Source organism: Mycetohabitans sp. B8, assembly GCF_021991875.1.
Lineage (GTDB): Bacteria > Pseudomonadota > Gammaproteobacteria > Burkholderiales > Burkholderiaceae > Mycetohabitans.
Genome location: NZ_JAHLKR010000019.1, coordinates 98,181 through 122,555 on the forward strand (window position 1 = coordinate 98,181; position 24,375 = coordinate 122,555).

26 protein-coding genes, 1 tRNA gene and 1 pseudogene are annotated in these 24,375 nt (G+C 63.1%); 9 read left to right on the forward strand and 19 right to left on the reverse strand.

Features of this window, described 5'->3' with window-relative positions:
* Positions 1–42 precede the first annotated feature (42 nt).
* From KQH60_RS11120 to KQH60_RS11170, 11 genes are all read right to left on the reverse strand, one after another.
* A complete protein-coding gene (locus KQH60_RS11120; protein ID WP_237576508.1) occupies positions 43–1,296 on the reverse strand; it encodes an NADH-quinone oxidoreductase subunit D in 1,254 nt (417 codons plus the stop codon).
* Positions 1,297–1,379: 83 nt separating this feature from the next.
* Complete coding sequence (locus KQH60_RS11125) at positions 1,380–1,982, reverse strand: NADH-quinone oxidoreductase subunit C (RefSeq protein ID WP_237576509.1); 603 nt, start codon at positions 1,980–1,982, stop codon at positions 1,380–1,382.
* 15 nt (positions 1,983–1,997) lie between these two features.
* Positions 1,998–2,477, reverse strand: coding sequence for an NADH-quinone oxidoreductase subunit B family protein (locus tag KQH60_RS11130; RefSeq protein ID WP_237576510.1), 480 nt, complete (start codon positions 2,475–2,477; stop codon positions 1,998–2,000).
* Positions 2,478–2,536: 59 nt separating this feature from the next.
* Positions 2,537–2,896 (reverse strand): NADH-quinone oxidoreductase subunit A, encoded by a 360-nt coding sequence (locus KQH60_RS11135; RefSeq protein WP_237576511.1) that lies wholly within the window; start codon positions 2,894–2,896, stop codon positions 2,537–2,539.
* A 165-nt stretch (positions 2,897–3,061) separates the two neighbouring features.
* Positions 3,062–3,146, reverse strand: a tRNA-Leu gene (locus KQH60_RS11140).
* Between the two features lie 164 nt (positions 3,147–3,310).
* A complete protein-coding gene (gene secG / locus KQH60_RS11145) occupies positions 3,311–3,703 on the reverse strand; it encodes a preprotein translocase subunit SecG (RefSeq protein WP_237576761.1) in 393 nt (130 codons plus the stop codon).
* Positions 3,704–3,708: 5 nt separating this feature from the next.
* Positions 3,709–4,500, reverse strand: coding sequence for a triose-phosphate isomerase (gene tpiA, locus KQH60_RS11150; RefSeq protein WP_237576512.1), 792 nt, complete (start codon positions 4,498–4,500; stop codon positions 3,709–3,711).
* A 105-nt stretch (positions 4,501–4,605) separates the two neighbouring features.
* On the reverse strand, positions 4,606–5,610 hold the full coding sequence (locus tag KQH60_RS11155) for an NAD(P)H-quinone oxidoreductase (RefSeq protein WP_237576513.1): 1,005 nt from the start codon (positions 5,608–5,610) through the stop codon (positions 4,606–4,608).
* Between the two features lie 154 nt (positions 5,611–5,764).
* The gene (pnp, locus tag KQH60_RS11160; RefSeq protein ID WP_237576514.1) at positions 5,765–7,948 is read right to left on the reverse strand and encodes a polyribonucleotide nucleotidyltransferase; all 2,184 of its coding nucleotides are present in this window, start codon (positions 7,946–7,948) and stop codon (positions 5,765–5,767) included.
* Between the two features lie 276 nt (positions 7,949–8,224).
* A complete protein-coding gene (rpsO, locus tag KQH60_RS11165; protein WP_237576515.1) occupies positions 8,225–8,494 on the reverse strand; it encodes a 30S ribosomal protein S15 in 270 nt (89 codons plus the stop codon).
* 98 nt (positions 8,495–8,592) lie between these two features.
* A complete protein-coding gene (locus KQH60_RS11170) occupies positions 8,593–9,888 on the reverse strand; it encodes a branched-chain amino acid ABC transporter substrate-binding protein (protein WP_237576762.1) in 1,296 nt (431 codons plus the stop codon).
* Positions 9,889–10,172: 284 nt separating this feature from the next.
* Here KQH60_RS11170 and KQH60_RS11175 point away from each other — a divergent pair, with 284 nt between their 5' ends.
* Entirely contained in the window at positions 10,173–10,715 is a 543-nt protein-coding gene (locus KQH60_RS11175) for a hypothetical protein (protein WP_237576516.1), read from the forward strand.
* Between the two features lie 184 nt (positions 10,716–10,899).
* On the opposite strand, the gene KQH60_RS11180 is transcribed toward KQH60_RS11175, so the two are convergent.
* The 6 genes from KQH60_RS11180 to KQH60_RS11205 form a co-directional block, all read right to left on the reverse strand.
* A complete protein-coding gene (locus KQH60_RS11180) occupies positions 10,900–12,444 on the reverse strand; it encodes a 2-isopropylmalate synthase (RefSeq protein WP_237576517.1) in 1,545 nt (514 codons plus the stop codon).
* Between the two features lie 263 nt (positions 12,445–12,707).
* Complete coding sequence (pssA, locus tag KQH60_RS11185; protein ID WP_237576518.1) at positions 12,708–13,700, reverse strand: CDP-diacylglycerol--serine O-phosphatidyltransferase; 993 nt, start codon at positions 13,698–13,700, stop codon at positions 12,708–12,710.
* 19 nt (positions 13,701–13,719) lie between these two features.
* A complete protein-coding gene (locus KQH60_RS11190; RefSeq protein WP_237576519.1) occupies positions 13,720–14,358 on the reverse strand; it encodes a phosphatidylserine decarboxylase in 639 nt (212 codons plus the stop codon).
* Between the two features lie 155 nt (positions 14,359–14,513).
* Positions 14,514–15,530 carry a ketol-acid reductoisomerase gene (gene ilvC, locus KQH60_RS11195; RefSeq protein ID WP_237576520.1) on the reverse strand — a complete coding sequence of 339 codons (1,017 nt, stop codon included), beginning with the start codon at positions 15,528–15,530 and terminating at the stop codon, positions 14,514–14,516.
* Positions 15,531–15,615: 85 nt separating this feature from the next.
* Complete coding sequence (gene ilvN, locus KQH60_RS11200; protein WP_237576522.1) at positions 15,616–16,107, reverse strand: acetolactate synthase small subunit; 492 nt, start codon at positions 16,105–16,107, stop codon at positions 15,616–15,618.
* Positions 16,108–16,222: 115 nt separating this feature from the next.
* Complete coding sequence (locus KQH60_RS11205) at positions 16,223–17,992, reverse strand: acetolactate synthase 3 catalytic subunit (protein ID WP_237576523.1); 1,770 nt, start codon at positions 17,990–17,992, stop codon at positions 16,223–16,225.
* Between the two features lie 323 nt (positions 17,993–18,315).
* Between KQH60_RS11205 and KQH60_RS11210 the strand changes: the two genes are divergently transcribed.
* From KQH60_RS11210 to KQH60_RS11245, 8 genes and pseudogenes are all read left to right on the forward strand, one after another.
* The gene (locus tag KQH60_RS11210) at positions 18,316–18,879 is read left to right on the forward strand and encodes an RNA polymerase sigma factor (protein WP_237576524.1); all 564 of its coding nucleotides are present in this window, start codon (positions 18,316–18,318) and stop codon (positions 18,877–18,879) included.
* A complete protein-coding gene (locus KQH60_RS11215; protein ID WP_237576525.1) occupies positions 18,876–19,298 on the forward strand; it encodes a DUF3619 family protein in 423 nt (140 codons plus the stop codon). Before KQH60_RS11210 ends, KQH60_RS11215 begins: the two co-directional genes overlap by 4 nt.
* A 24-nt stretch (positions 19,299–19,322) precedes the next feature.
* Entirely contained in the window at positions 19,323–20,129 is an 807-nt protein-coding gene (locus KQH60_RS11220; protein ID WP_237576527.1) for a DUF3106 domain-containing protein, read from the forward strand.
* Positions 20,126–20,629 carry an RDD family protein gene (locus tag KQH60_RS11225; protein ID WP_237576528.1) on the forward strand — a complete coding sequence of 168 codons (504 nt, stop codon included), beginning with the start codon at positions 20,126–20,128 and terminating at the stop codon, positions 20,627–20,629. The genes KQH60_RS11220 and KQH60_RS11225 overlap by 4 nt, the downstream gene beginning before the upstream one ends.
* Positions 20,630–20,975: 346 nt before the next feature.
* A complete protein-coding gene (locus KQH60_RS11230; RefSeq protein ID WP_237576529.1) occupies positions 20,976–21,128 on the forward strand; it encodes a hypothetical protein in 153 nt (50 codons plus the stop codon).
* A 132-nt stretch (positions 21,129–21,260) separates the two neighbouring features.
* The gene (locus tag KQH60_RS11235) at positions 21,261–22,016 is read left to right on the forward strand and encodes a TetR/AcrR family transcriptional regulator (RefSeq protein ID WP_237576530.1); all 756 of its coding nucleotides are present in this window, start codon (positions 21,261–21,263) and stop codon (positions 22,014–22,016) included.
* Positions 22,016–22,600, forward strand: coding sequence for a TIGR00730 family Rossman fold protein (locus KQH60_RS11240; RefSeq protein WP_237576763.1), 585 nt, complete (start codon positions 22,016–22,018; stop codon positions 22,598–22,600). The genes KQH60_RS11235 and KQH60_RS11240 overlap by 1 nt, the downstream gene beginning before the upstream one ends.
* A pseudogene (locus KQH60_RS11245) lies at positions 22,596–23,190 on the forward strand (arginase family protein); the annotation flags it as partial. The gene KQH60_RS11240 and the pseudogene KQH60_RS11245, both read left to right, overlap by 5 nt.
* A 21-nt stretch (positions 23,191–23,211) precedes the next feature.
* Here KQH60_RS11245 and KQH60_RS11250 read toward each other — a convergent pair.
* On the reverse strand, positions 23,212–23,646 hold the full coding sequence (locus KQH60_RS11250; protein WP_237576532.1) for a group II truncated hemoglobin: 435 nt from the start codon (positions 23,644–23,646) through the stop codon (positions 23,212–23,214).
* A 38-nt stretch (positions 23,647–23,684) separates the two neighbouring features.
* A complete protein-coding gene (locus KQH60_RS11255; RefSeq protein ID WP_237576533.1) occupies positions 23,685–24,332 on the reverse strand; it encodes a DUF4126 domain-containing protein in 648 nt (215 codons plus the stop codon).
* Positions 24,333–24,375 lie beyond the last annotated feature (43 nt).

A 24,375-nucleotide genomic window follows, 5' to 3' on the forward strand; every position in this document is an offset into this window, starting at 1 on the left:
TACGACAGCATCGCGCCACGCGCGATGCTCCAAGCTATGACGCTATCGGTCGACTTCGCCGAACACGATGTCCTGTGTCCCGATGATCGTGACCGCGTCGGCGATCATGTGACCGCGCGCCATCTCGTCGAGCGCGGACAGATGCGCATAGCCGGGCGCACGAATCTTCAGCCGGTACGGCTTGTTCGCGCCGTCCGACACCAGATAGATACCGAACTCACCCTTCGGGTGCTCGACGGCGACGTACGCTTCGCCCTCGGGGACGTGCATACCTTCCGTGAAAAGCTTGAAATGGTGGATCAGCTCTTCCATGTTCGACTTCATGTTCAGCCGCGACGGCGGCGCGACCTTGTAATTGTCGACCATCACCGGCCCCGGATTCTTGCGCAGCCATGCAATACACTGTTTGATGATCCGGTTCGACTGGCGCATCTCCTCGACGCGCACCAGATATCGGTCATAGCAGTCGCCACCCGCGCCGACCGGAATGTCGAAATCAAGCTGGTCATACACTTCGTACGGCTGCTTTTTGCGCAAGTCCCATTCAACCCCCGAACCGCGCAGCATCGGTCCGGTCATGCCCAGTTGCAGCGCACGCTCCGGCGTGACGACGCCGATGCCGACCAGCCGCTGCTTCCAGATCCGGTTATCGGTCAGCAGCGTCTCGTACTCATCGACGCAGCCAGGGAAGCGATTCGTGAAGTCTTCGATGAAATCGAGCAGCGAACCCTGGCGATTCTCGTTGAGCCGGGCGAGCGCCTTTTCGTTGCGAATCTTCGAGGCCTTGTATTGCGGCATCGCGTCCGGCAGATCGCGGTAGACGCCACCCGGCCGATAGTACGCCGCGTGCATACGTGCGCCGGACACCGCCTCGTAGACGTCCATCAAATCCTCGCGCTCGCGGAACGCGTACAGGAACACCGCCATCGCGCCGACGTCCAGTGCATGGGCGCCGATCCACATCAAGTGATTCAGGATCCGCGTGATCTCGTCGAACATCACGCGGATGTACTTGGCCCGGACCGGCACGTCGATACCGACGAGCTTCTCGATCGCCATCACGTACGCGTGCTCGTTGACCATCATCGACACGTAGTCGAGGCGGTCCATGTACGGCACCGACTGGAGGAACGTCTTGTGCTCGGCGAGCTTTTCGGTCGCGCGATGCAGCAAACCGATGTGTGGATCGGCACGCTGGATCACCTCGCCGTCCAACTCAAGCACGAGACGCAGCACGCCGTGCGCTGCCGGATGCTGGGGACCGAAGTTCAGCGTGTAGTTCTTGATGTCAGCCATGTTCGCGGGCTTACTAGAAATTCAATGACTCGCATGGACCGCATGCGCTCGCGCAAGCGGTCCGCATCCGACCAGGCAAGCAATCAGTGCTTGAGGCCGCCATAGCGCTCTTCGCGAATCACACGCGGCGTGATCTCGCGCGGCTCGATCGTGACAGGTTGGTAGACAACGCGCCTTTCTTCCGCGTCATAGCGCATCTCAACATAGCCAGACACCGGGAAATCTTTGCGGAACGGATAACCGATGAAACCGTAGTCGGTCAGGATCCGACGCAGATCGGGATGACCTTCGAACACGATCCCGTACAGATCGAACGCCTCGCGCTCGTACCAGTTCACCGAATTCCACACGTCAATCAGCGACGGCAGGATCGGCACATCATCATCCGGCGCGAAGACCCGCACGCGCAGTCGCCAGTTGTTGCGGATCGACAGCAGGTGCGACACCGCGGCAAAGCGAGGACCGTCGTATGCACCATCGCCGTACGTCGAATAATCGACGCCGCACAAGTCGATCAATTGCTCGAAGCCAAGCGCCGGGTCATCGCGCAGCCGCGTTGCGACGTCGATCAGATCGCTGGCGGCGACGACGATCGTCAATTGCCCGAGTGACTCCGTCGCGCTTTTCAGCTTGTCGCCAAACGCGTTGTCGAGGTTCGCCTTTAGGATCTCGAGTTTGCTTGCCATGTGGGGAACTCCGCGTTACGGCCGGGCGATGGTGTGGGTGCGGCGAATCTTCGCCTGCAACTGGATCACGCCGTAGACCAGCGCCTCGGCAGTCGGCGGGCAGCCGGGCACGTACACGTCAACCGGCACGATCCGGTCACATCCGCGCACGACCGAGTACGAGTAGTGATAGTAGCCCCCGCCATTCGCGCACGATCCCATCGAGATCACCCAGCGCGGCTCGGCCATCTGGTCATAGACCTTGCGCAGCGCAGGGGCCATCTTGTTGCACAGCGTACCGGCCACGATCATGACGTCGGACTGACGCGGACTCGGTCGGAACACGACACCGAAACGGTCCAGGTCATAGCGTGCGGCGCCGGCATGCATCATCTCAACCGCGCAGCAGGCGAGCCCGAACGTCATCGGCCATAGCGAACCGGTCCGCGTCCAGTTGATCAGCTTGTCAGCCGTTGTGGTGACAAAGCCTTCCTTCAAGACCCCTTCGATACTCATTGCTTTCGACTCCAGACGGGCAGCAAGCGTTGCGCCCGACATTCAAGCGTGATTTGCGTTCATTCCCAGTTCAGGCCGCCCCGTTTCCAGATATAGGCGAAGCCCAACAGAAACTCGAGCAGGAAGATCATCATCGCGATGAAGCCTGGCCAACCAATGTCGCGCAATGCAACACCCCAAGGGAACAGAAAAGCCGTTTCCAGATCGAAAATGATGAAGAGAATGGCAACCAGGTAGTAGCGCACGTCGAACTTCATGCGCGCGTCCTCGAACGCCTCGAAACCGCACTCGTACGGGGAATTCTTGTCGCTGTCTGGCTTGTTCGGACCTAGGAACTTGCCGATACCGACCAAAGCAATCCCCAAACCAAGGCCCACGAGAAGAAACAGCAGGACGGGGAAATAGGCAGCGAGGTTCAAGACTATCCTCTATCGGTTGGTTCAAGGTGTCGGCCGGTCCGACCGCCCCGACCAGGATACTGCGCGGATGTGTCACTTCGACGTCGCAACACCACGACGGAAGCAGCGCTCAAAAAATAAATGCCAGCCGAAGCGTAAATGCAAGCGGCTGGCATTGGATAACGTTGGTGCCGACGATGAGACTCGAACTCATACGGCTTTCGCCACTACCCCCTCAAGATAGCGTGTCTACCAATTTCACCACGTCGGCACTGTCTGCAATCCGGGCGGCCACTCGGAGCATGAACCCGTCGTTACCACTGTTACCGCGAATCGCTTCAAGACTTGAATTGTAACTGGGTTAGTTCGTTTGTTCAACGCACAAAATACGTTTTTCTGTCCGCCGCGGAAAACATCGTTTTGCCAACTTCCGCGTTATTTCGGCACATCCTGTCCCGGCGTGGACGCGGCTGCAGACGACGCTGCGCTGCCCGGCACCGCGGCACCGGCAGCCGATCCCGAACCCGCTGCCGGCGCGCTCGCCGCCAGGGGCACCGCACCGCCCAACAAGCCGCCGCCCGTCTTCGGCCGGTAGCTACCCAGCGCGGTCAGCGCGAGCGTGCTGACGAAGAACACGGTGGCGAGAACCGCCGTGGTACGCGACAGGAAGTTGGCCGAACCACTGGCGCCGAACAGGCTGCCCGACCCCCCGCTGCCAAATGCCGCGCCCATGTCGGCACCCTTGCCGTGCTGCAGTAAAACAAGCCCGATCACGCCGAGCGCCGACAGCACTTGCACCACGATAATCAACGTCTTCAAGAACAACATTTGCATCACCTAGAATGAGCCGGATCCCCGGCGAGTGCCGCGGCTGCCGCCGCGCCGATCGCAAGGAAATCGGACGCGGACAACGATGCGCCACCAATCAGGCCGCCGTCGATATCTGCCTGCGAAAACAATTCCTGTGCATTGCCTGGCTTCACGCTGCCGCCATATAGCAGCGGTACCTGCACGCCCCCCTTGGCCGTGAGCTGCGCCCGCAACGCGGCGTGGACCTGCTGCGCCTGCTGCGCCGTCGCGCTCTGTCCGGTCCCAATGGCCCAAACCGGCTCGTATGCGACAACCAGCCGCGCCACATCGGCCTCGTCCAGCACGTCGAGCACTGCTGCAAGCTGTGCACGCACAACGCTGTCGGTCTGCCCAGCCTGCCGCTCATCCAGCGTTTCGCCGACGCAGACGATCGGCGTGATACCCGCCTCGAGTGCGCGCTGCGCCTTGGCCGCCACCCACTGCGACGATTCTGCATGCAACGCACGGCGCTCCGAGTGACCAACGATCGCCAGCGTCGCGCCAAACTCGGCGACCATCGCAGCAGCGACTTCACCCGTATACGCGCCCTGCGTGTGCGCGGACACATCCTGCGCGCCATACGCGATTGGCGTGCCGGCAAGACGCGCGTGGACCTGCGCGAGATAAGGATGCGGCACACACACGCCAAGCCGCACCTGCGGCCCAAGTGCCGCCACGTGTTGCACGAGCGCTTGCAGCAGCGCATCGTTGTCGGCGATGCGACCGTGCATCTTCCAGTTTCCGACTACCAGCTTCGATCGTTGTTGCTTCGACATGGGTCTCGTGGATCTGTGACGCGCAGGCGTCAATCAATAAGCAAAAGCCGTGCACAAACGTGCAATTGTACTGTGCAGCGCGAGTCGCGGTCAAACCAGCATGGCTCACCAGGTCAGCACGATTTTCCCGATGTGCTCGCCCCTCTCCATCATCGCGTGCGCCGCGGCCGCCTGCTCGGCCGGAAACACCTGGTGGATCACCGGCTTAATCGCGCCCTGCTCAATGAGCGGCCACACCCGCTCGTGCAATTGCGCGGCGATGGCGGCTTTGAACGCCACCGGACGCGGCCGCAGCGTCGAGCCAGTCAACGTCAAACGCCGGCGCAATACCTCGCCCAAGTTGATCTGCGCTTTGGCACCGCCGAGCAACGCGATCAGCACGATGCGGCCACCCTCGGCCAGCGCACTCAACTCGCGGCCCACATAGGCGCCGCCCACCATGTCCAAGATCACGTCGACACCGCGGTCATGGGTCAGCGACTTGACGACGGCGACAAAGTCCTCGGTCTTATAGTTGATCGCGCGCTCGGCACCCAGCGCTTCGCACGCGGTGCACTTATGTGCGTTGCCGGCCGTGGCAAACACCCGATGACCGAGCGCATGCGCGAGCTGGATCGCGGTCACGCCGATACCACTGGAGCCACCGTGCACCAGCAGCGCCTCGTCGGGACCGCCCTCGCCCGCGCCCAGCCGAGCGCGATCGAACACATTGCTCCAGACGGTGAAGAACGTCTCGGGCAACGACGCGGCCTGCACGTGCGACAAGCCCGCTGGCACGGGTAGGCACTGCGCGAGCGGCGCGCTTGCATACTCGGCGTATCCGCCGCCTTGCACCAGCGCGCACACGCGTTGCCCGCGCGTCAGGCCAAACGGATTGTGCGCACCGTCGAGATCGCCATCGACGATTTCGCCAGCGATTTCCAGGCCAGGAATGTCCGACGCGCCCGGCGGCACAGGGTAATTGCCAGTGCGCTGAAAAACGTCCGGGCGGTTCACCCCGGCTGCCGCAACCTTGATCAGCACTTCGCCAGGCTTGAGTTCCGGCATCGGGCGCTCACCGGGTTTCAATACGTCGGGGGCACCGTATTCGGTAATCTCGATCGCTTTCATGCGGAACTTTGCGCGGTCGTTAGGTTGACGACGATGATAAAGAAAAACGGCCGGCAGTGCGCGAAGCACTCCGGCCGTGCGAACCGAATGCGGCGCGGCGACGCCACCGCGCGCGATCTTGTCAGACCCGCGTGGTAACCGACGCCCGCTCGCGTTACTCTTGCTCCGTCGGCGGCGTCGCAGGCGGCATCACTGGCGTGGCGGGCGGCGTCGCGGGCGGCGTGGCCGGCACCTCGTTGAGCAACGCCTTTGCAGACAACCGTACCCGGCCCTTCTCGTCGGTCTGGATCACCTTGACCTTCACCTGCTGGCCTTCCTTCAGGTAGTCATTAATGTCCTTGATCCGCTCGTTCGCAATCTCGGAAATATGCAACAGACCGTCGCGCCCCGGCAGGATGTTCACGATCGCGCCGAAATCCAGCAGCTTCAGGATCGCGCCCTCGTAGATCTGGCCGACCTCCACTTCCGCCGTGATGTTCTCGATGCGCTTCTTCGCCTCAGCCATGCCCTCGGAGCTGGTGCTCGCGATGGTCACGATACCGTCGTCGGAAATATCGATTGTCGTGTTGGTTTCCTCCGTCAGCGCCCGGATCACCGAGCCGCCTTTGCCGATTACGTCGCGAATCTTTTCCGGATTAATCTTCACCGTGATCATCCGCGGCGCGAACTGCGACAGCTGCGTGTTCGTCGACGGCACGGCCGAGGTCATCTTGTCCAGGATGTGCAAGCGGCCTTCCCTCGCCTGCGCAAGGGCGACCTGCATGATTTCCTTCGTGATGCCCTGGATCTTGATATCCATCTGCAGCGCGGTCACGCCCTGCGCGGTACCTGCCACCTTGAAGTCCATGTCGCCCAGGTGGTCCTCATCGCCCAGGATGTCGGTTAGCACCGCGAACTTGTTGCCTTCCAGGATCAACCCCATCGCGATGCCTGCTACGTGCGCCTTCATCGGCACACCCGCATCCATCAACGCCAGACAGCCGCCGCACACGGACGCCATCGACGATGAACCGTTCGACTCGGTAATCTCGGACACGACACGGATCGTGTAGCCAAACTCATCATCGCCCGGCAAGCACGCGACGAGCGCGCGCTTGGCAAGCCGGCCGTGACCGATCTCGCGGCGCTTGGGCGAGCCAACGCGGCCCGTTTCGCCAGTCGCGAACGGCGGCATGTTGTAGTGCAGCATGAACCGCTCGCGGTATTCGCCTTCGATCGCGTCGATGATTTGCTCGTCGCCCTTCGTGCCAAGCGTGGCCACCACCAGCGCCTGCGTCTCGCCCCGGGTGAACAGTGCCGAGCCGTGCGCGCGCGGCAGCACGCCGGTCCGGATTTCGATCGGACGCACGGTGCGCGTGTCGCGTCCGTCGATACGCGGCTCGCCGTTCAGAATCTGACTGCGCACGATCTTCGCCTCGAGATCGAACAGGATGTTGCCGACCGTCGCGGCATCGACGACGGCCGTCCCGGCTGCCACGGCTTGTTCGGCCAGCTTGGCCGTGACCGCCGCATACACCTCCTTCAGCTTGGCCGAGCGCTGCTGTTTCTGCCGGATCTGATATGCCGCCTGCAACTCGGCAAGCGCCAACTGCGTCACGTGCGCAATCAACGCTTCGTCCTTCGGCGCCGGTTGCCAATCCCATTCAGGTTTGCCGCCCTCCTTAACGAGGTCGTGGATCGCGTCAATCGCCACCTGCATCTGCTCATGACCGAACACGACCGCGCCAAGCATCACCTCCTCCGGCAACTGGTCCGCTTCGGACTCGACCATCAGCACCGCGCGCTCGGTACCGGCGACCACCAGCTCCAGTTTCGATGCCTTGGACTGAGAGCGGGTCGGATTGAGCACGAATTGATTGTCGATATAGGCGACGCGCGCCGCGCCGATCGGCCCATTGAACGGAATACCGGAGATCGCCAACGCCGCCGATGCGCCGATCATCGCCGGAATGTCAGCCGGAATGTCCGGGTTGATTGACAGCACATGGATCACAACCTGCACTTCGTTGTAGAAGCCTTCCGGGAACAGCGGACGCAGTGGGCGGTCGATCAGCCGCGAGATCAACGTCTCACCCTCGGAAGGACGGCCTTCGCGACGGAAGAAGCCGCCCGGAATCTTGCCGGCCGCATACGTCTTCTCGATGTAGTCGACAGTCAGCGGGAAAAAGTCCTGGCCGGGCTTGGCTGACTTGGCCGCCACCACCGTCGCGAGCACGACGGTGTCCTCGACATCGACGATCACCGCACCGCTTGCTTGACGGGCGATCTCGCCCGTTTCGAGCCGCACGTTGTGCTGGCCCCATTTGAATTCTTTGACGATCTTATTGAACATTTTCACTCCTTCGAGACGCCGCGCCTACGCGCGGCCGGTCCATCGGCCGCTCCTCAACCGTCGTCAGCCGCTCGAAAACAGGGAAGTGTTATGCCATTCCAGCGCGACAGCAGCACCGCTGCCTCGCTGGAATGACACAAAACCCCGCCTCGCTTGCCAGACGGTCGCACGCTCACGTGCGGAACGCATCACACTGGAAACGCTAAAAATAAAATGCCTGCATCAGCATGCTGACGCAGGCATCTTTGGCATGTTACAGGCAGAAGTCTGCCATCGAGCCGCTTACTTGCGCAGACCCAGCTTCTGGATCAGCGCACGATAGCGGTCGGCATCCTTGGCCTTCAAGTAGTCGAGCAGCTTGCGGCGGCGGCTCACCATGCGCAGCAGACCACGACGGCTGTGGTGATCCTTCATGTGAGCCTTGAAGTGCACCGTCAACTCGTTGATACGGCTCGTGAGCAACGCGACCTGCACTTCCGGGGAACCGGTGTCATTCGTACCGCGCGCGAATAGCGCGACGACTTCCGATTTATTGATATTCGCTACAGACATGATTTTCCTTTATCGATCAACAGGCGGTCACGGAAGAAAGGCCGTGCCGTGGGTTTACAGCAGAACATTCATTTTAACATAGCTGGGGCAGTCTAGGATCAGCGCCGGCGCATCCGGCATGTGCTGGCCGGCACCGTCTGCTCAGGCGTGAGCGTCAGCAACGTGCGAAAACCATAGCCGGAACCTTCATTGTCAAAGCGCACGTGTGCGGTACCTGCCTTCTCCATCTGCATGACGTAAAGGGGTTGGATCATTTGGTGATCGTCGGCACGCATCCACGACGGATGAAAACCACTGCCGTAGCCGGTGCGCGCGCCTTCCAGCGCGGTCGCCACCGCCCGTGCGTCGTCCGAGCCGGCGCGCGTGAGCGCGTGAGCCAGCATGTCGATCATCACGCTGATTCGGAGTAACGGATAATCGTCCAACGGCGCCGGATACCGCGCCCGGAACGCCGCGTAGAACGCGTCGGACGCCGCCCCGCCCACATTGGGATGCCAATCCGCCACCGCGATTACGCGGCCCACGCCAGCATCGCCGAGCGCCGCCGGCGCGCCGAGGCTATTGCCGTAGAAGGTGTAGAACCGCAGCTTCAGGTTCTGCTCGCGCGCCGCGCGCACCAGCAGCGTCAGATCGTTGCCCCAATTGCCGGTCAGCACCGCGTCGGCGCCGCTCGCCCGGATCTTCGCCAGATACGGCGCAAAGTCCTTGACCCGCCCCACCGGCACAAACTCGTCGCCCACGATTGCCACGTCGGGCCGCTGCGTGGCGAGCGCCGAGCGGGCCAGCGCGCTCACCTGGCGGCCGAAGCTGTAGTCCTGGTTAAGCAGGTAGACCTTCTTGAGCGACGAGTCGCCGCGCATCACCTCAGTCAACGCGTTGATCCGCATGCCCGCGTGCGCGTCAAAGCGGAAATGCCAGAAGCTGCAGTCGTCCTCGGTCATCGCCGGATCATCAGCCGAGTAATTCAGCAACAGCATGCGACGGTTCGGTTCGCGCACATTGTGCTTGTTGATCGCGGCGATCAGCGCCGCGGCCACCGCGGAGCTGTTGCCTTGCAGCACAAAGGCGATCCGCGCGTCGGCGGCGGCGCGCAGCTGCACCAGTGCCTCGTCCGTAGCCCCTCGGCTGTCCAGCACAACCAACTGCAGCGGATGCGCGCCGTCTCGCAGCATCACCCCGCCGCGGGCGTTGACCCGCTCGATTGCAAAGCGCAGGTTGCGCTCGACTGCCGCGCCGGCGTTCGCAAACGCGCCAGACATCCCTTCGATCAGCGCGAGCCGCACCGGCGCGCCGGTCGGCCCGCCGCCGGACAGCGCGCGCTGCGCCAACACCGGACCGGACGTGGCCGCCGCGCTTGCCTGAGCGTGCGCCGCGCAAGCAAGCGTCATCGACATCGGCAACGCTACGGCCACGCCGCGCAAGCGCCGCCATCCGGCACACACGGACTGCACGATGCGCCCATGCGCGCGACGCGCCACGGCCAGCGTCCTCCCCGCCGGCAAGCCCCCTACACGCCCGTTCGTCCGATTCTGTCCGCGCTGCTCAGTGCTCATCCGATCCTCGCCGTTCACATCAAAGCGCGGATCATAGGCCAGCGCGCCCTCGTGCGGCAAGGCCGGTGCGATCTTTTGCGTCAATGCATGTCAAAATCACTGCAATGGAAGAAGGAGTTCGGACCATGTCATTATCGGATTCGCCCGCGTGGCCGGCATGGGCCGCGCCCGCTCGAGCACGCGTCGCCGCCGCGCTTGCCGTGCTAGCGCTGTGCGGTTGCGTACAGCCCTGGCAGCGCTTCAAGCCCGGTGACGATGCGTCGATGCTGATCGCGCGGCTCGGCGCCCCTCGTGAAGTGTATGACCTGCCCAATGGAGGCAAGCGGCTGATGTGGCCAACCCAGCCGATGGGCGAGACGACGATGACGGCCGACGTCGATGGCACGAGCAAAGTCGTCGACGTGCGACAAGTGCTGCAGAACAGTGAATTCTACAAAGCGGAGATCGGCAAGTGGACGAAGAACGATGTGCTGCTCCACTTCGGTAAGCCGGAGGAAACTGTCTATTTCCCGAGAATGAAGCGGGAAGTGTGGAGTTATCGCTACATGGATGACGGCGTCTGGTACCAGTTGTACCACTTCTACTTCGACGACGCCGGTGTATTGCGGCTCACGCAGAAGACGCCTGACCCACTGCACGATCCAGAGCGCCGGCGCTTCCTATTTTAGCGGCACCGCGCCAGTGCGAGCGGCGACCACGTCGGTGGCGGCGGCGGGCAGCAGCGCCACGTCCGAGCGCGGGCGTGGCAGCGAGCAGCGCCGCGCGACACGGACGGCGGCGCGTGCCGCACGGCACGGAGGGTGACATGCGACGTGCGGCACGAATGGCAACGTGCGACGTGCGGCCACACCACTACGAGCGCTGTGGATTGAGTTTTTCGGCGTTCGAATCAAGCTTGTTCAACGCCGCAATATAGGCTTTTGCCGACGCGGCGACGATATCCAGGTCGGTGCCAACACCATTGACGATGCGCCCCGCCTTTGACAGCCGCACGGTCACCTCGCCTTGCGCCTGCGTGCCGGTCGTGATCGCGTTGACCGAATACAGGATCAATTCCGCGCCACTATTGACCCATGACTCGATCGCATGCAACGTCGCATCGACCGGGCCGTTACCGTGCGCCTCGCCGATCGTCTCGCGACCGTCGATGGCGAACACCACCTTCGCGTGCGGCCGTTCACCGCTTTCCGAATGCTGCGACAATGACACGAACCGATAGGTCTCGTGATCGCGCGCGGCATGGGCCTCCTCGCTGACGATCGACAAGAGATCCTCGTCAAAGATCTCCACTTTGCGATCGGCCAGTTCCTTGAAGCGCGCGAACGCGACGTTCAACTCTGCCTCGCTGTCCAGCGCCACGCCCAATTCCTGCAGCCGCTGCTTAAACGCGTTGCGGCCTGTCAGTTTGCCGAGCACGATCTTGTTCGCGCTCCAGCCCACGTCTTCCGCACGCATGATCTCGTACGTGTCGCGCGCCTTAAGCACCCCGTCCTGGTGAATCCCCGACGCGTGCGCAAACGCATTGGCGCCCACCACCGCCTTGTTCGGCTGCACCACGAAGCCCGTCGTCTGCGACACCAGCTTCGAGGCCGGCACGATCTGCGTCGTGTCGATGCCCACCTCCAGCCTGAAGTAGTCACGGCGCGTCTTCACCGCCATCACCACTTCCTCCAGCGATGTATTCCCGGCGCGCTCGCCAAGCCCGTTCACCGTGCACTCAATCTGCCGCGCGCCGCCCAGCTTCACCGCCGCCAGCGAGTTCGCCACCGCCATGCCCAAATCATTGTGGCAGTGCACCGAGAATACCGCCTTGTCCGAGTTCGGCACCCGTTCGCGGATCTGCCGGATCAGCGCCGCATAGCCGTCCGGCACCGCATAGCCGACGGTATCTGGAATGTTGATCGTGGTGGCGCCCTCCGCAATCACCGCCTCCAGCACCCGGCACAGGAAATCCATGTCCGAGCGGCTGCCGTCCTCCGGCGAAAACTCGATATCGTCCGTGAACCGTCGGGCAAAGCGTACTGCCAGCCGCGCCTGCTCGTGGACCTGCTCCGGCGTCATGCGCAGCTTCTTCTCCATATGCAGCGCCGAGGTCGCAATGAATGTATGGATTCTGAACCGCCCCGCTGGCCTGAGCGCGTCGGCTGCACGCGCGATATCCTTGTCGTTGGCGCGCGCCAGTGAGCAGATCACGCTGTCCTTGACCTGCGAGGCGATCGCCTGGATTGCGTCAAAATCCCCGTTCGAGCTGGCCGCGAAGCCCGCCTCGATCACATCCACCTTCATGCGCTCGAGTTGTCGTGCAATGCGGATCTTCTCCTCCTTCGTCATCGACGCGCCCGGCGATTGCTCGCCATCACGCAACGTCGTGTCGAATATGATCAACTTGTCTGCCATGTCAGTCTCCGGACTCGAATCAGTGAGGGTAAACGGCAACATCATCTGTCGGCATCACCGCAGGTGACGCCGCGCGAACAGGCGAGACGAAGCGGAGGCGGGATCGATTCAGCGCGATAGACACACCGACGCCGGCACGCTGGACAGCGCGCCGGCCGGTAACGATGGTAGAAGCCGTGCAGCCATATTTATTCGGACAACTATAGCGTCAATTAGACCGACACGCAACGCGACTAGCCACGCCAGCGGCTCATAGCCGGCGGCTAGGGCCGCTTTCCCGCAGAGCGCTCGTTGTCCACCGTCTTGTCCGCGATACGCTCGTTGGTAACGGATTGTTGCGCCGCGCGCGCCCTGTCCGGCGCCTTGTCCATGATGGGCTCGTGAACGGCCGGCTTGACCGTACCCGACGCGACCGGATGGGGCTTGCGCGACATCGCGCGCCACATCCACAGCACATAGCCGGACAAACCGTACAGTACGAACAGGCCGAACAGCATCAGCGGCGGATCGGACGACACGAGCACGAATGCGACCACGACCAGCAGGATCGCCGCAAACGGCACCCGATGCCGGACGTCGAGCGCCTTGCCGCTGTAGAACGGCGCATTGGAGACCATGGTGACGCCCGCGTAGATCGTCAGGCCAAATGCGACCCACGGCAGCCAGCCGAGTTTGAGTGGCACCCGGTTATCGGTCACCAGCCACACGAAGCCGGCCACCAGCGCGGCAGCGGCCGGACTCGGCAAGCCCTGAAAATAGCGCTTGTCGACCACGCCGATGTTCGTATTGAAACGCGCCAGGCGCAGCGCGGCGCCGGCGCAATAGACGAACGCGGCAAGCCACCCCCAGCGGCCCAGATCCTTGAGCACCCACTCGTACATCACCAGCGCCGGCGCGACACCAAACGACACCATGTCCGACAGGCTGTCGAATTGCTCGCCGAACGCGCTTTGCGTATGCGTGATGCGCGCCACGCGGCCGTCCATGCCGTCCAGCACCATCGCAACGAAGATCGCGATCGCGGCGATCTCGAAACGCACGTTCATCGCCTGCACCACGGCGAAGAAACCACAGAACAATGCAGCGGTCGTGAATGCATTGGGCAGCAGGTAGACGCTGCGCTTGCGCAGCAATTGTTGGCGCTCGGCCCGCAGACTGCGCCGCGCGATCTGCTCCTGCACCGTGCGGCTGCGCCGGAACGCACGCGCTAGGCGCGGCCCGCCCGCCCGCGAGCGTCGCGGTTTAAAATCAGCCATCAAGCCCTCCTTGCGCCGCTCAAAGCTCAGCCAGGATCGTCGCCGACGCCTGCACCTTCTCGCCGATTGACACCCGCGGCTTGCTGCCCAACGGCAGATAGACGTCCACACGCGAGCCAAAGCGGATGAACCCATAGCGCTGGCCGCGAGCGAGCGGCTCGCCGGAGCGCACGTAGCACAGAATGCGCCGAGCAATCAATCCGGCCACCTGCACCGAGGTGACAATATGGTTGTCCGCGGTCTGCAGCACGATCGCGTTGCGCTCGTTCTCCAGCGACGCCTTGTCGATTGCCGCGTTCAGGTAGGCGCCAGGGAAATACTCGACGTGGGTCACCGCGCCGTCAACCGGCGAGCGTTGCGAATGAACGTTGAACACGTTCATGAACACGCTGATCTTCAGCGCGTCGCGGTTCACGTACGGATCGTGCGCGGTCTCGACCGCGACAATCCGTCCGTCGGCTGGGCACAACACGGCATTCGGCTGCTGCGGCACCGACCGCTGCGGATCGCGAAAAAACTGCACGACGAACAGCGTCAGCAGCCAGAAGGGCCACGCCCAGCCGAAGCCCACGAATGCATGGATCAGCAGCGTCACGACGAACACGACAGCGATGAAGGGCCAGCCTTCGCGAGCAATGATTGGGTGAGGATAAGTCATATAGGCAGCGCCATTTCCAAGAAAATAGAAGGATAACAAACCCCGGCCACCTGCCGCGCCCGCAGCCTACGCGCGAATAAAGCAAAGCCGCCCGGGCATGACGCCTCAGGCGGCTCGAACGCGCGATAGCGCGCGCGTGGTGCAAGCGCGCGAGATCAGTTCTTCGACTGGTCAACCAGCTTGTTCTTCGCGATCCACGGCATCATTGCACGCAACTTCGCGCCAACCGTCTCGATGGGGTGCTCGGCCGTCAGGCGCCGCCGCGATTGCAGCGTCGGCGCACCGGCACGGTTCTCGAGGATGAAGCTCTTCGCGTACTCGCCGGTTTGGATGTCACGCAACACGTCCTTCATCACCTTCTTCGTCTCGTCGGTGATCACGCGCGGGCCGGTCACGTATTCACCGTACTCAGCGTTGTTCGAGATCGAGTAGTTCATGTTCGCAATGCCGCCTTCATAGATCAGGTCGACGATCAACTTCAACTCGTGCAAGCATTCAAAGTACGCCATCTCGGGCGCGTAGCCTGCCTCGACCAGCGTCTCGAAGCCGGCCTTGATCAACTCGACCGTGCCGCCGCACAGCACGGCCTGTTCGCCAAACAAATCGGTCTCGGTTTCCTCGCGGAAGTTCGTCTCGATGATGCCCGCACGGCCACCCCCGTTGGCCACCGCATACGACAGCGCGATGTCGCGCGCCGCGCCCGACTTGTCCTGCGCGACCGCGACCAGGTGCGGCACGCCGCCACCCTGCGTGTAGGTGCCGCGCACCGTATGGCCCGGCGCCTTCGGTGCGATCATGATCACGTCGAGGTCGGCACGCGGCACCACTTGGCCATAGTGCACGTTGAAGCCATGCGCGAACGCGAGCGCCGCGCCTTGCTTGATGTGCTCATGCACGTCGCGCTTGTAGACGTCGGCGATCTGCTCGTCTGGCAGCAAAATCATCACGATGTCGGCACCCTTCACCGCTTCGGCCACTTCCTTCACGCTCAGGCCGGCGGTCTCGGCCTTCGCCCATGACGCGCCGCCGCGACGCAGCCCCACCGTTACGCTCACACCACTGTCGCGCAAGTTCAGCGCGTGCGCGTGGCCTTGTGAGCCGTAGCCGATGATCGTCACTTGCTTGTCCTTGATCAGCGAGAGATCGGCATCTTTATCGTAATAAACTTTCATGTGATTTCCTTTGCATATTGTCGCTTCGATTCAGTGTTCATCATTGCCCCCGGCACCATGCCAGCCGCCACGGCACCGGAACAGCTCAGACCTTCAAGGTCCGCTCGCCGCGGCCAATGCCCGAGCCGCCGGTACGCACCGTCTCCAGGATCGCCGTGGCGTCGATTCCGTCGATGAACGCGTCAAGCTTGCCGCTAGCCCCGGTCAACTCGATTGTGTAGGTCTTCTCAGTGACGTCAATGATGCGGCCGCGGAAGATATCCGACATCCGCTTCATCTCGTCCCTTTCCTTGCCGACCGCCCGCACCTTGATCAGCATCAACTCGCGCTCGATGTGGGCGCCCTCGGTCAGGTCGACCACCTTCACCACCTCGATCAGGCGGTTCAAATGCTTCGTGATCTGTTCGACCACGTCGTTCGAGCCAATCGTCACGATCGTCATGCGCGACAGCGAGCGGTCCTCGGTCGGCGCCACGGTCAAGGTTTCAATGTTGTAGCCACGCGCCGAGAACAGGCCGACCACGCGCGATAACGCACCGGGTTCATTCTCCAGCAGCACGGAAATGATGTGTCGCATCTCGTTTCTCTTTCCAGTTTCGATATCCCTGCGCCCGGCGCCGCCCGTGGCATGCCGCTCGTCGCGTGTGGCAACGCGTACGACGCCGCCTTCGCGCGCGCCAACGCGCGCTTCGTCAGAGGTCTTCGGCGCCGAGCAGCATCTCGGTGATGCCCTTGCCGGCCTGAACCATCGGCCAGACGTTCTCGGTCGGGTCAGTCTGGAAATCGAGAAACACGGTACGATCCTTGAGCCGCAACGCCTCCTTCAACGCCGGTTCAACGTCTGCCTTGCGCTCGATGCGCAGGCCGACATGGCCATACGCTTCGGCAAGCTTCACAAAATCCGGCAGCGCGTCCATGTACGAATGCGAATAGCGCTTGTTGTACTCGAGTTGTTGCCACTGCCGGACCATGCCCAGGTAGCGGTTATTCAACGACACGATCTTGACCGGCGTCTCATACTGCTTGCACGTGGACAGCTCTTGGATGCACATTTGGATCGAGCCCTCGCCGGTGATGCATACCACGTCGGCGTCTGGATGCGCGATCTTCACGCCCATCGCGGCCGGCAGACCAAAGCCCATCGTCCCGAGCCCTCCGGAATTGATCCAGCGGCGCGGCTTGTCGAAGCGGTAAAACTGCGCCGCCCACATCTGATGCTGACCGACGTCTGAGCACACAAACGCGTTGCCGCCGGTCAACTCGTGGAGCGTCTCGACGACGTACTGCGGCTTGATGATCTCGCTGTCGCGGTCGTACTTCAAGCAATCGCGGGCGCGCCACTGCTCGATCTGCCGCCACCACGCGTCCAACGCGGCGCCGTCCGGGCCGTGCGGCGCGGCCTGCAACTGCTCGACCCATTCCTTGAGCACTTCCTTCACGTCGCCCACGATCGGGATGTCGACCTTCACTCGCTTGGAGATCGACGAGGGGTCGATGTCGATATGGATGATCTTGCGCGGCGTACTCGCGAAATGCGCGGGGTCGCCAATCACGCGGTCGTCGAAGCGGGCACCGATCGCGATCAGCACATCGCAGTGCTGCATCGCCATGTTGGCCTCGTACGTGCCGTGCATGCCGAGCATGCCAAGAAACTTGCGATCCGTCGCACGATAGCCGCCCAGACCCATCAGCGTGTTGGTGACCGGGTAGCCGAGCAGGTCCGCGAACTGGTTCAACTCGCGCGAGGCCTCGGCCAGGATGACCCCCCCGCCGGTATAGATGTACGGGCGCTTTGCCGACAGCAGCAGTGCGAGCGCCTTGCGGATCTGGCCCGAATGGCCCTTCGTAACCGGATTGTACGAGCGCAGCGTGATGTGCTTAATCGGCTCATAGTGGCACGGCGCCTTTGACACATCCTTCGGGATGTCGATCAGCACCGGCCCGGGGCGACCGCTCTGGGCAATGTAGAACGCCTTCTTGACCGTCGCGGCGAGTTCGCGCACGTCCTTCACGAGAAAGTTGTGCTTCACGCACGGCCGCGTGATCCCGACCGTGTCACATTCCTGGAACGCGTCCTGGCCGATCGCCGCCGTCGGCACCTGGCCGCTGATGATTACAAGCGGAATCGAGTCCATGTATGCGGTGGCGATGCCGGTCACCGCGTTCGTCACCCCCGGCCCGGAGGTCACCAGGCACACGCCGACATTGCCTGTGGAGCGCGCGTAGGCGTCCGCGGCGTGCACCGCGGCTTGCTCGTGGCGCACCAGCACGTGCTGAACCTTGTCCTGCTTGTACAGTTCGTCGTAGATGTAGAGTACCGAGCCGCCCGGATATCCCCAGATAAATTCGACATTTTCGTCAGCGAGCGCGCGCATCAACACGGTCGCGCCGATCGAACCGGTTTCGGTTCCTGAAGGAGGGGAGAGATCCGACGTGGAGCATTCCGCGCTTGGCATGTTCATTGTTCACCTTTCGAATTTTCGGCAAAAAATTGATCGGGGGCTCTCTGCCGGGCTTGTGGCTCGGGTTCAAGCGGCGCGTCTTATAGAGAAAGCGAGCTTCGTGAGCGTCGCCTCAATGAGACAGTCACAACGTATTGCGAATGGGTAACCATATCGGGTCGTACCACAAGGGTCAAGCAAAAAATGCCGGCTTCCCACAGAGCTCTGTTTTTTGCTAGCATCCGCGGGTTTTTACGTTTTTGTTGCGTTGGCGCGCCCCGGTGGCGCGGGCTAGCCGGCAATTCACTTCCCGCGCGTCGCCTGTCGCGCCGAATTCCACACGGATGGCATCAGACAAGGAACTCGCCGATTTCCTGACGGGCGTCGAAAAGCGCGCATTCAAGCATGTCGCCTATGCGGTGCGCGATGACGACGCCGCGCTGGACGTCGTCCAGGACGCGATGATTAAGCTCGCCGAGAAATACGGCGAGCGTCCTGCGGCTGAGTTGCCGCTGTTGTTCCAGCGCATCCTGCAAAATGCGACTCACGATTTTTTTCGCCGCCAGAAGGTGCGCAACACGTGGGTCAGCCTGTTTTCGTCGCTGGGCAACGGCGATGACGACGAGTTCGACGTGCTGGAAACCTACGAAGCCTCGGACAATTCGACCGCGGCCGAGAACAGCGCCGACCGGCTCGAGCGGGAGCAGGTGCTCGCGCTGATCGACGAGGAGATCCAAAAGCTGCCCGCGCGTCAACGCGAAGCTTTTCTGATGCGTTATTGGGAAGATATGGATGTCGCCGAAACCGCCGCCGCAATGGGCTGCTCGGAGGGCAGCGTCAAGACCCATTGCTCACGGGCCACGCACGCGCTGGCTGTCGCGCTGAAGGCGAAAGGAATCACACTATGAGCTCCGCACTTGAAACAAAAGAAATCGAATTCGCGCTGAAAGTGCGCCGGGCGCTCAACGAGAGCGCGGCGCGCCTGCCGCGCGCGACGACTGACCGGCTGGCGGCCGCGCGACAGGTAGCGCTTGCGAGAAAGAAACCCGATACCCGCACGCGGCCGGTGTACGTGCCAGCGCTGGCCGGTGCCGGCAACATGCCGACGAACGTTGGCGGCGCGCGCAAGCGCGCCCGCTGGAACCGTCTGGCTCTGGTCTGGCCGCTACTGGCGCTGGTGTGCGGGCTCGCCGCGATCCGCTACTGGGAAAACCAGCAGCACCTGGCCGACATCGCCGCCATCGACGCAGCCATGCTCAGCGACGAGTTGCCGCTGTCCGCGTACCTGGACCACGGCTTTCACGCGTACCTATCGCGCGGGCACTAACACGCCAACCAGGAGTACTGTCGAGTGAGCAACAAGCGCGGTTTGGCTGGGGTCTATGCGGGAGTGATTGCTGCGCTTGTCGCGTTCGGGGCAATCTATCCACGCTTTCACCCGGCATCGTCGCCCCGCGCATTGCCGTCTGACGCCGCGCCAGCGCCGGTCGGCAGCGGTGTGGCCGCAGTGACGAGCCACGCCGCCGTTGCCAGCATGGCAGCCAATGCGGTCAGCCCGCTATCCTGGGCCCGCCTGAGCGCGGCGCAGCGCGACGCATTGGCGCCGCTGGCCCCCCAATGGGATCATTTCAGCGCCGAGCGCAAGCGAAAATGGCTAAAAATCGCGGCTAGATATCCGAAAATGCGCACAGAAGAGCAGCAGCGACTGCATCAGCGAATGGCCGAGTGGATTCGCATGACGCCAGAGCAGCGGCGCGTCGCGCGTGAGAACTACCAGTTGTCCAAGGAACTCTCCATACAGGCACGCGAGAAGGCGTGGAGCGCCTATCAGCAATTGCCCGACGAATGGAAGCGCCAATTGGCGGCCGCCGAGAAAGCACGACGCCCAACCGTAGTCAGCGCGCCGCCGAGCGGTAAACGTGGAATCAAGGATCTGGGCAAGCTCGAGCGCTCGCGCGAGCGCGCCGGTGCGGGCGTGCCACGCGCCGGCGCCTCGGCAAGCGCGGCAACGGGCAGCCTGAGCACGCCGTCCGACGCCAGCCCGGCATCGTCGGCGTCGGCCGCTGCGTCGACATCGCCCCCCGCCGCCGGCCTACAGACCGAGCCAGAAAAGCCGGCGCGGTCGGTGCCGTGGTTCTTCAACGATCACGCACAGTGAATCCGCCGCGCGAACATGTGCGTCATGGCCGCGCTCCATCCCTATGGCGCCGCGTGCTGTGCGCGATCTACGAAGGCGTGATTCTGTTCGGCGTCGTCTTCATTGCCGGCTACCTATTCAGCACGCTGACCCAGCAACGCAATGGATCGACGCATCACAACCTGTTGGCCGGCTGGATCGCCCTCGTCCTCGGCGTGTATTTTGTCTGGTTCTGGACCCATGGCGGCCAGACATTGCCGATGAAAACTTGGCGACTGCGGCTCGTCGACGATGCACTCGCACCGGTTGGTGTGGGGCGCGCGATACTGCGGTACGTGCTTGCCTGGCTAGGGTTCCTGCCGCCGCTGGCGCTCCATTCGGTGCTCGGCGAGTCGGTGCCGCACACGCTGCTCGCGCTATCCGCGTGGATAACGCTATGGGCCAGCACGCAATGGCTGGACCCGGACCGGCAATGGCTGCATGACCGGCTGGCCGGCACGCGCATTGTCGCTGCCCCGTAGTAAGAACGTCTTGTGACTGTCGCGCCAGTTACACGCCGACATGGCGCAATGGGAGGTACTGCACTGCGCAAGTGTGAACCAAGGCGTCCAGCCCAGCCCCCCGCAGCCCCTTCCTGGAGCACGCCGGCGCAGACGGCGGTCCCCTGCCTGAGTTCCGACCTGCCGACACGCCCGGCGGCCCCTTCGTGCCCCGTTCGCGTCGAACGCGCCGCCTGTTGCCGACGTCGATGACGACTTCGGCACGCATCGATACCGCCGCACCCCGTTGCGCGATGCTGGACGCTCCCGACCCGGCGCGCCACTGCCAAGCGCCGCCGAAGCGGACCGGTCTTCGAGCGTCAAGGCCATGATCGACCGCATTTCGCTGGCGCGCCACGAACTGCCGGGGCGCGCCACCGCGATGGTCGCACGGGCGTTCTGCGTGCTAACCGGGTCGCTGCTGACCCGCCCGCCGCTCATGGCACGCGTACCTGCATGGGTCCGCGCAAACCCGCACTGAGGTCCGCCAAGCCCATTAAACTGTCTGATACAAGAAAGCCCACGCCTCAGTGCGAAAACGGCAGTTTATAATCCGCCGATCTCGCCCGTGCGAGCCCACCAGCCGGAGTTTCCGGCGCACAGAGCCGACGCCATGGAATCGAAACCGCCCCGTCGCACCCGCGACCGAATTCTCGAACTGTCGTTGCGACTCTTCAATGAGATCGGCGAGCCGAACGTCACGACGACGACGATCGCCGAGGAAATGGAAATCAGCCCGGGAAACCTGTACTACCATTTCCGCAACAAGGACGACATCATCAACAGCATCTTTGCTCAGTTCGAGCAGGAGATCGGCAAGCGACTGCGCTTTCCCGATGATCATCGTCCAACCATCGACGAGATGTGGGCCTATCTAGCATACATGGCGGATTTTCTGTGGACGTACCGGTTCCTCTATCGGGACCTGAACGATCTGCTGGCACGCAACCGCACATTGGAGACGCACTTCAAGCAGATCATCACGCACAAAGTCAATTTCGCGCGCCAGTTGTGCGAGCAATTGATCGCCGACGGCGAGATGGAAGCGACCCCCCAGGAGATCGGCGTGATCTCGACCAACATCGGTGTGATCTCGACCTATTGGCTGTCGTACCAGTTCGTGATGAACCCGCGCAAGTACAACGACCAGGAGGCGATCCGGGCCGAATTGCATCAGGCGAGCCTGCACATCGTATCGCTGATGGCCCCTTATCTGCGCGGACGTTCGCGCCAATTGTTCGACGACCTGGTATCCGGTCGGTTGCCAATGCGCGAATTCACCGACTACCTGCCGCCGCGCGACGGCAGGGGCGAGACACAGTCCGATGCAGGCAAAGTCCAGACGCAACGCCCGAAGGGGGCGCGATGATGGGTTCGGTGTGCGTATATTGTGGCTCCGCTATCGGCCGTCGGGATGAATACCGACAGGCGGCGCGAGCGTTCGGTCGCACGCTCGCGCACGCAGGTCTTACACTGGTCTATGGCGGAGGTCACGTCGGCTTGATGGGCGAGATCGCGGATGCCGTGCTGCAAGCGCAAGGCCATGCAATCGGCGTGATCCCGCAGCTGTTGATCGACAAGGAAGTCGGTCATCGCGGCTTGTCCGAGCTGCACGTCGTCGCGAACATGCACGAGCGCAAGAAAATGATGGCTGACCTGAGTGACGCGTTCGTCGCGCTACCTGGCGGCGCCGGCACGTTCGAGGAGTTATTCGAGGTCTATACGTGGGCACAACTCGGCTATCACCAAAAGCCGGTCGGTCTGCTCAACGTCGCCGGCTATTACGATCCGCTGCTGGCAATGCTGCGCCACACCGCCAATGAGGGCTTCATGCGGCACGACTACGTCGGGCTGCTCCAAGTGGAGACAGACGCCGACGCGTTGCTCAACAGGCTGCAACGCTACATCCCGCCGGTCGGCGACAAGTGGTCGGAGAAGCGCGAAGCGGTCTAATCGCATCGTGGCGCCGTCGTTGCCGCTGACCGACATGGACGTCGAGCGGCTGCGGCAGATGTTCGAAACCCATGCGCTGGGCACCTATCTCTGCGCGCGAAGTAGCCCGCCGCATGAGGACGAATCGCAACGGCACGATCGTCAACTTGTCTTCAACTGCCGTACGGCTCGTCTGCGACTGCGCGGCACGCAAGGTGCCGCTGCGCTACGCGTACTTCGGCGTCAGCGATCTGGCCAATACAGCGGCTTTGTTCGAGCGCGCTCGGCAAATCGGCGCGCACTCTGTGTTGGATACGCAGATGCAGGACATCCACTTGCCGCAGCGGCTGGCCGAACTGCGCCAATTGTTGGACAATGCCGACGACGTGTACCTAAGCATCGATCTGGATGTGCTGCCGGGTGCGGTGGCGCCCGGCGTATCGGCGCCGGCGGCGCTCGGTGTGCCGCTGTCGGTGGTCGAAGCAATGGTGGGTTGCATCATCGACTCGAGCAAGCTGCGCGTGGCCGACATCGCCGAATACAATCCGTGGCTCGACAAAGACCAGCGCACCCCCCGGGTTGCGGCACGATTGGCGCACAGGCTGCTGTAGCTGGCCCCGTTGCAGCCAGGCTCAAGCCGGATCGGGCCGGTTGCGCATCCAGTCCGCCGTCTGGAAAAATGAGGTCAGCAGCCGCTCGCGCAGCGGCAGCGACAGCCCCACATCCTCCATCGCCCACGCCATGCAGCGCAGCCATTGGTCGCGCTCGCTGGATGCGATTGCGAACGGCAAATGGCGGGCGCGCAGCCGCGGATGGCCAAAGCGGCTCACGTAATGGTCCGGCCCGCCGAGCCAGCCGCACAGAAACCAGAACAGCTTGTCGCGAGAGCCCTCCAGCGTGGCCGGATGCAACGCGCGGATCCCGGCAAATTGCGCTTCGAGGTCCATCAAATCGTAGAAGCGATCAACTAGCTCACGCACGGCGCGCTCGCCCCCGACCCAGTCGAACAAACTCGGCTGCGCGGCAGCCCCATCTTGCACGTCGCCGTTGTCCTGTTGCCGCGCCATGGCGGCGACATTGTTGTTATGCTGCCCAAGCGCGTCAATCAACCACGCGGGCCGCGGCCGCGCGGCCCGCGCGCCACCAACGGCGAGAACTGACGGCGCACCGGCACCATGTCCGTCGCCATGCCGCGAAAGCCAAGCTGCACGCCGTGCCACAACGGCGGCAACGCATACGCGGCAAGCGCTAGGAACACCAGCATGCACAGCAGGAACAGCCCCGGCATGAACAACGCGAGCAACAACCCGACGACGGCGATCGTGTCCTCCACAAACGACACGAACCAGGTCGATGGCGGCTGCTGCGCGAGATTGATTAACGCACGGGCGCCGGCCTTGACCAGGTGCGCGGTGCCGGCGATCGCCGCGCCGGCCAACGCCGCCGCCGCCAATACGCGCGGATCGGCATGGCCAGCCGCGCCATAAGCAAGCATCGCGCCGGCGGGGATGCGAATCAGCGTGTGCAGTGCGTCCCACAGCGAGTCGACCGCGGGCACCTTGTCGGCCAGGAATTCGGCGATCGCAAACAGTGCTGCAGCGCCAATGATCCACGGCGAACCCAGTAGCGACAACGCATCGGGAAGACGCACGACGTCGAACGACGCGAGCAGGCCGGTCAACAGAACCGTCAGGTACAAGCGCAGCCCGCTTGCCCACGCAAGCCCGGTTGCCAGAGAAAGGGCGTAGAGCATTACCGCCTCCTTGCGCGCCCCCGCGCGCACCGGCAAGGACCAG

Bases quoted from the DNA above. Each gene is read 5' to 3' on its own strand.
- KQH60_RS11120 (WP_237576508.1), bottom strand. From the start codon at position 1,296: ATGGCTGACATCAAGAACTACACGCTGAACTTCGGTCCCCAGCATCCG.
- KQH60_RS11235 (WP_237576530.1), top strand. From the start codon at position 21,261: ATGGAATCGAAACCGCCCCGTCGCACCCGCGACCGAATTCTCGAACTG.
- tpiA (WP_237576512.1), bottom strand. From the start codon at position 4,500: ATGTCGAAGCAACAACGATCGAAGCTGGTAGTCGGAAACTGGAAGATG.
- KQH60_RS11215 (WP_237576525.1), top strand. From the start codon at position 18,876: ATGAGCTCCGCACTTGAAACAAAAGAAATCGAATTCGCGCTGAAAGTG.
- KQH60_RS11155 (WP_237576513.1), bottom strand. From the start codon at position 5,610: ATGAAAGCGATCGAGATTACCGAATACGGTGCCCCCGACGTATTGAAA.
- KQH60_RS11255 (WP_237576533.1), bottom strand. From the start codon at position 24,332: ATGCTCTACGCCCTTTCTCTGGCAACCGGGCTTGCGTGGGCAAGCGGG.
- KQH60_RS11205 (WP_237576523.1), bottom strand. From the start codon at position 17,992: ATGAACATGCCAAGCGCGGAATGCTCCACGTCGGATCTCTCCCCTCCT.
- KQH60_RS11250 (WP_237576532.1), bottom strand. From the start codon at position 23,646: ATGGCGCGGCAACAGGACAACGGCGACGTGCAAGATGGGGCTGCCGCG.
- KQH60_RS11125 (WP_237576509.1), bottom strand. From the start codon at position 1,982: ATGGCAAGCAAACTCGAGATCCTAAAGGCGAACCTCGACAACGCGTTT.
- pssA (WP_237576518.1), bottom strand. From the start codon at position 13,700: ATGGCTGATTTTAAACCGCGACGCTCGCGGGCGGGCGGGCCGCGCCTA.
- KQH60_RS11180 (WP_237576517.1), bottom strand. From the start codon at position 12,444: ATGGCAGACAAGTTGATCATATTCGACACGACGTTGCGTGATGGCGAG.
- KQH60_RS11170 (WP_237576762.1), bottom strand. From the start codon at position 9,888: ATGTCGATGACGCTTGCTTGCGCGGCGCACGCTCAGGCAAGCGCGGCG.
- KQH60_RS11130 (WP_237576510.1), bottom strand. From the start codon at position 2,477: ATGAGTATCGAAGGGGTCTTGAAGGAAGGCTTTGTCACCACAACGGCT.
- KQH60_RS11175 (WP_237576516.1), top strand. From the start codon at position 10,173: ATGTCATTATCGGATTCGCCCGCGTGGCCGGCATGGGCCGCGCCCGCT.
- rpsO (WP_237576515.1), bottom strand. From the start codon at position 8,494: ATGTCTGTAGCGAATATCAATAAATCGGAAGTCGTCGCGCTATTCGCG.
- KQH60_RS11230 (WP_237576529.1), top strand. From the start codon at position 20,976: ATGATCGACCGCATTTCGCTGGCGCGCCACGAACTGCCGGGGCGCGCC.
- ilvC (WP_237576520.1), bottom strand. From the start codon at position 15,530: ATGAAAGTTTATTACGATAAAGATGCCGATCTCTCGCTGATCAAGGAC.
- ilvN (WP_237576522.1), bottom strand. From the start codon at position 16,107: ATGCGACACATCATTTCCGTGCTGCTGGAGAATGAACCCGGTGCGTTA.
- secG (WP_237576761.1), bottom strand. From the start codon at position 3,703: ATGTTGTTCTTGAAGACGTTGATTATCGTGGTGCAAGTGCTGTCGGCG.
- KQH60_RS11190 (WP_237576519.1), bottom strand. From the start codon at position 14,358: ATGACTTATCCTCACCCAATCATTGCTCGCGAAGGCTGGCCCTTCATC.
- KQH60_RS11210 (WP_237576524.1), top strand. From the start codon at position 18,316: ATGGCATCAGACAAGGAACTCGCCGATTTCCTGACGGGCGTCGAAAAG.
- KQH60_RS11240 (WP_237576763.1), top strand. From the start codon at position 22,016: ATGGGTTCGGTGTGCGTATATTGTGGCTCCGCTATCGGCCGTCGGGAT.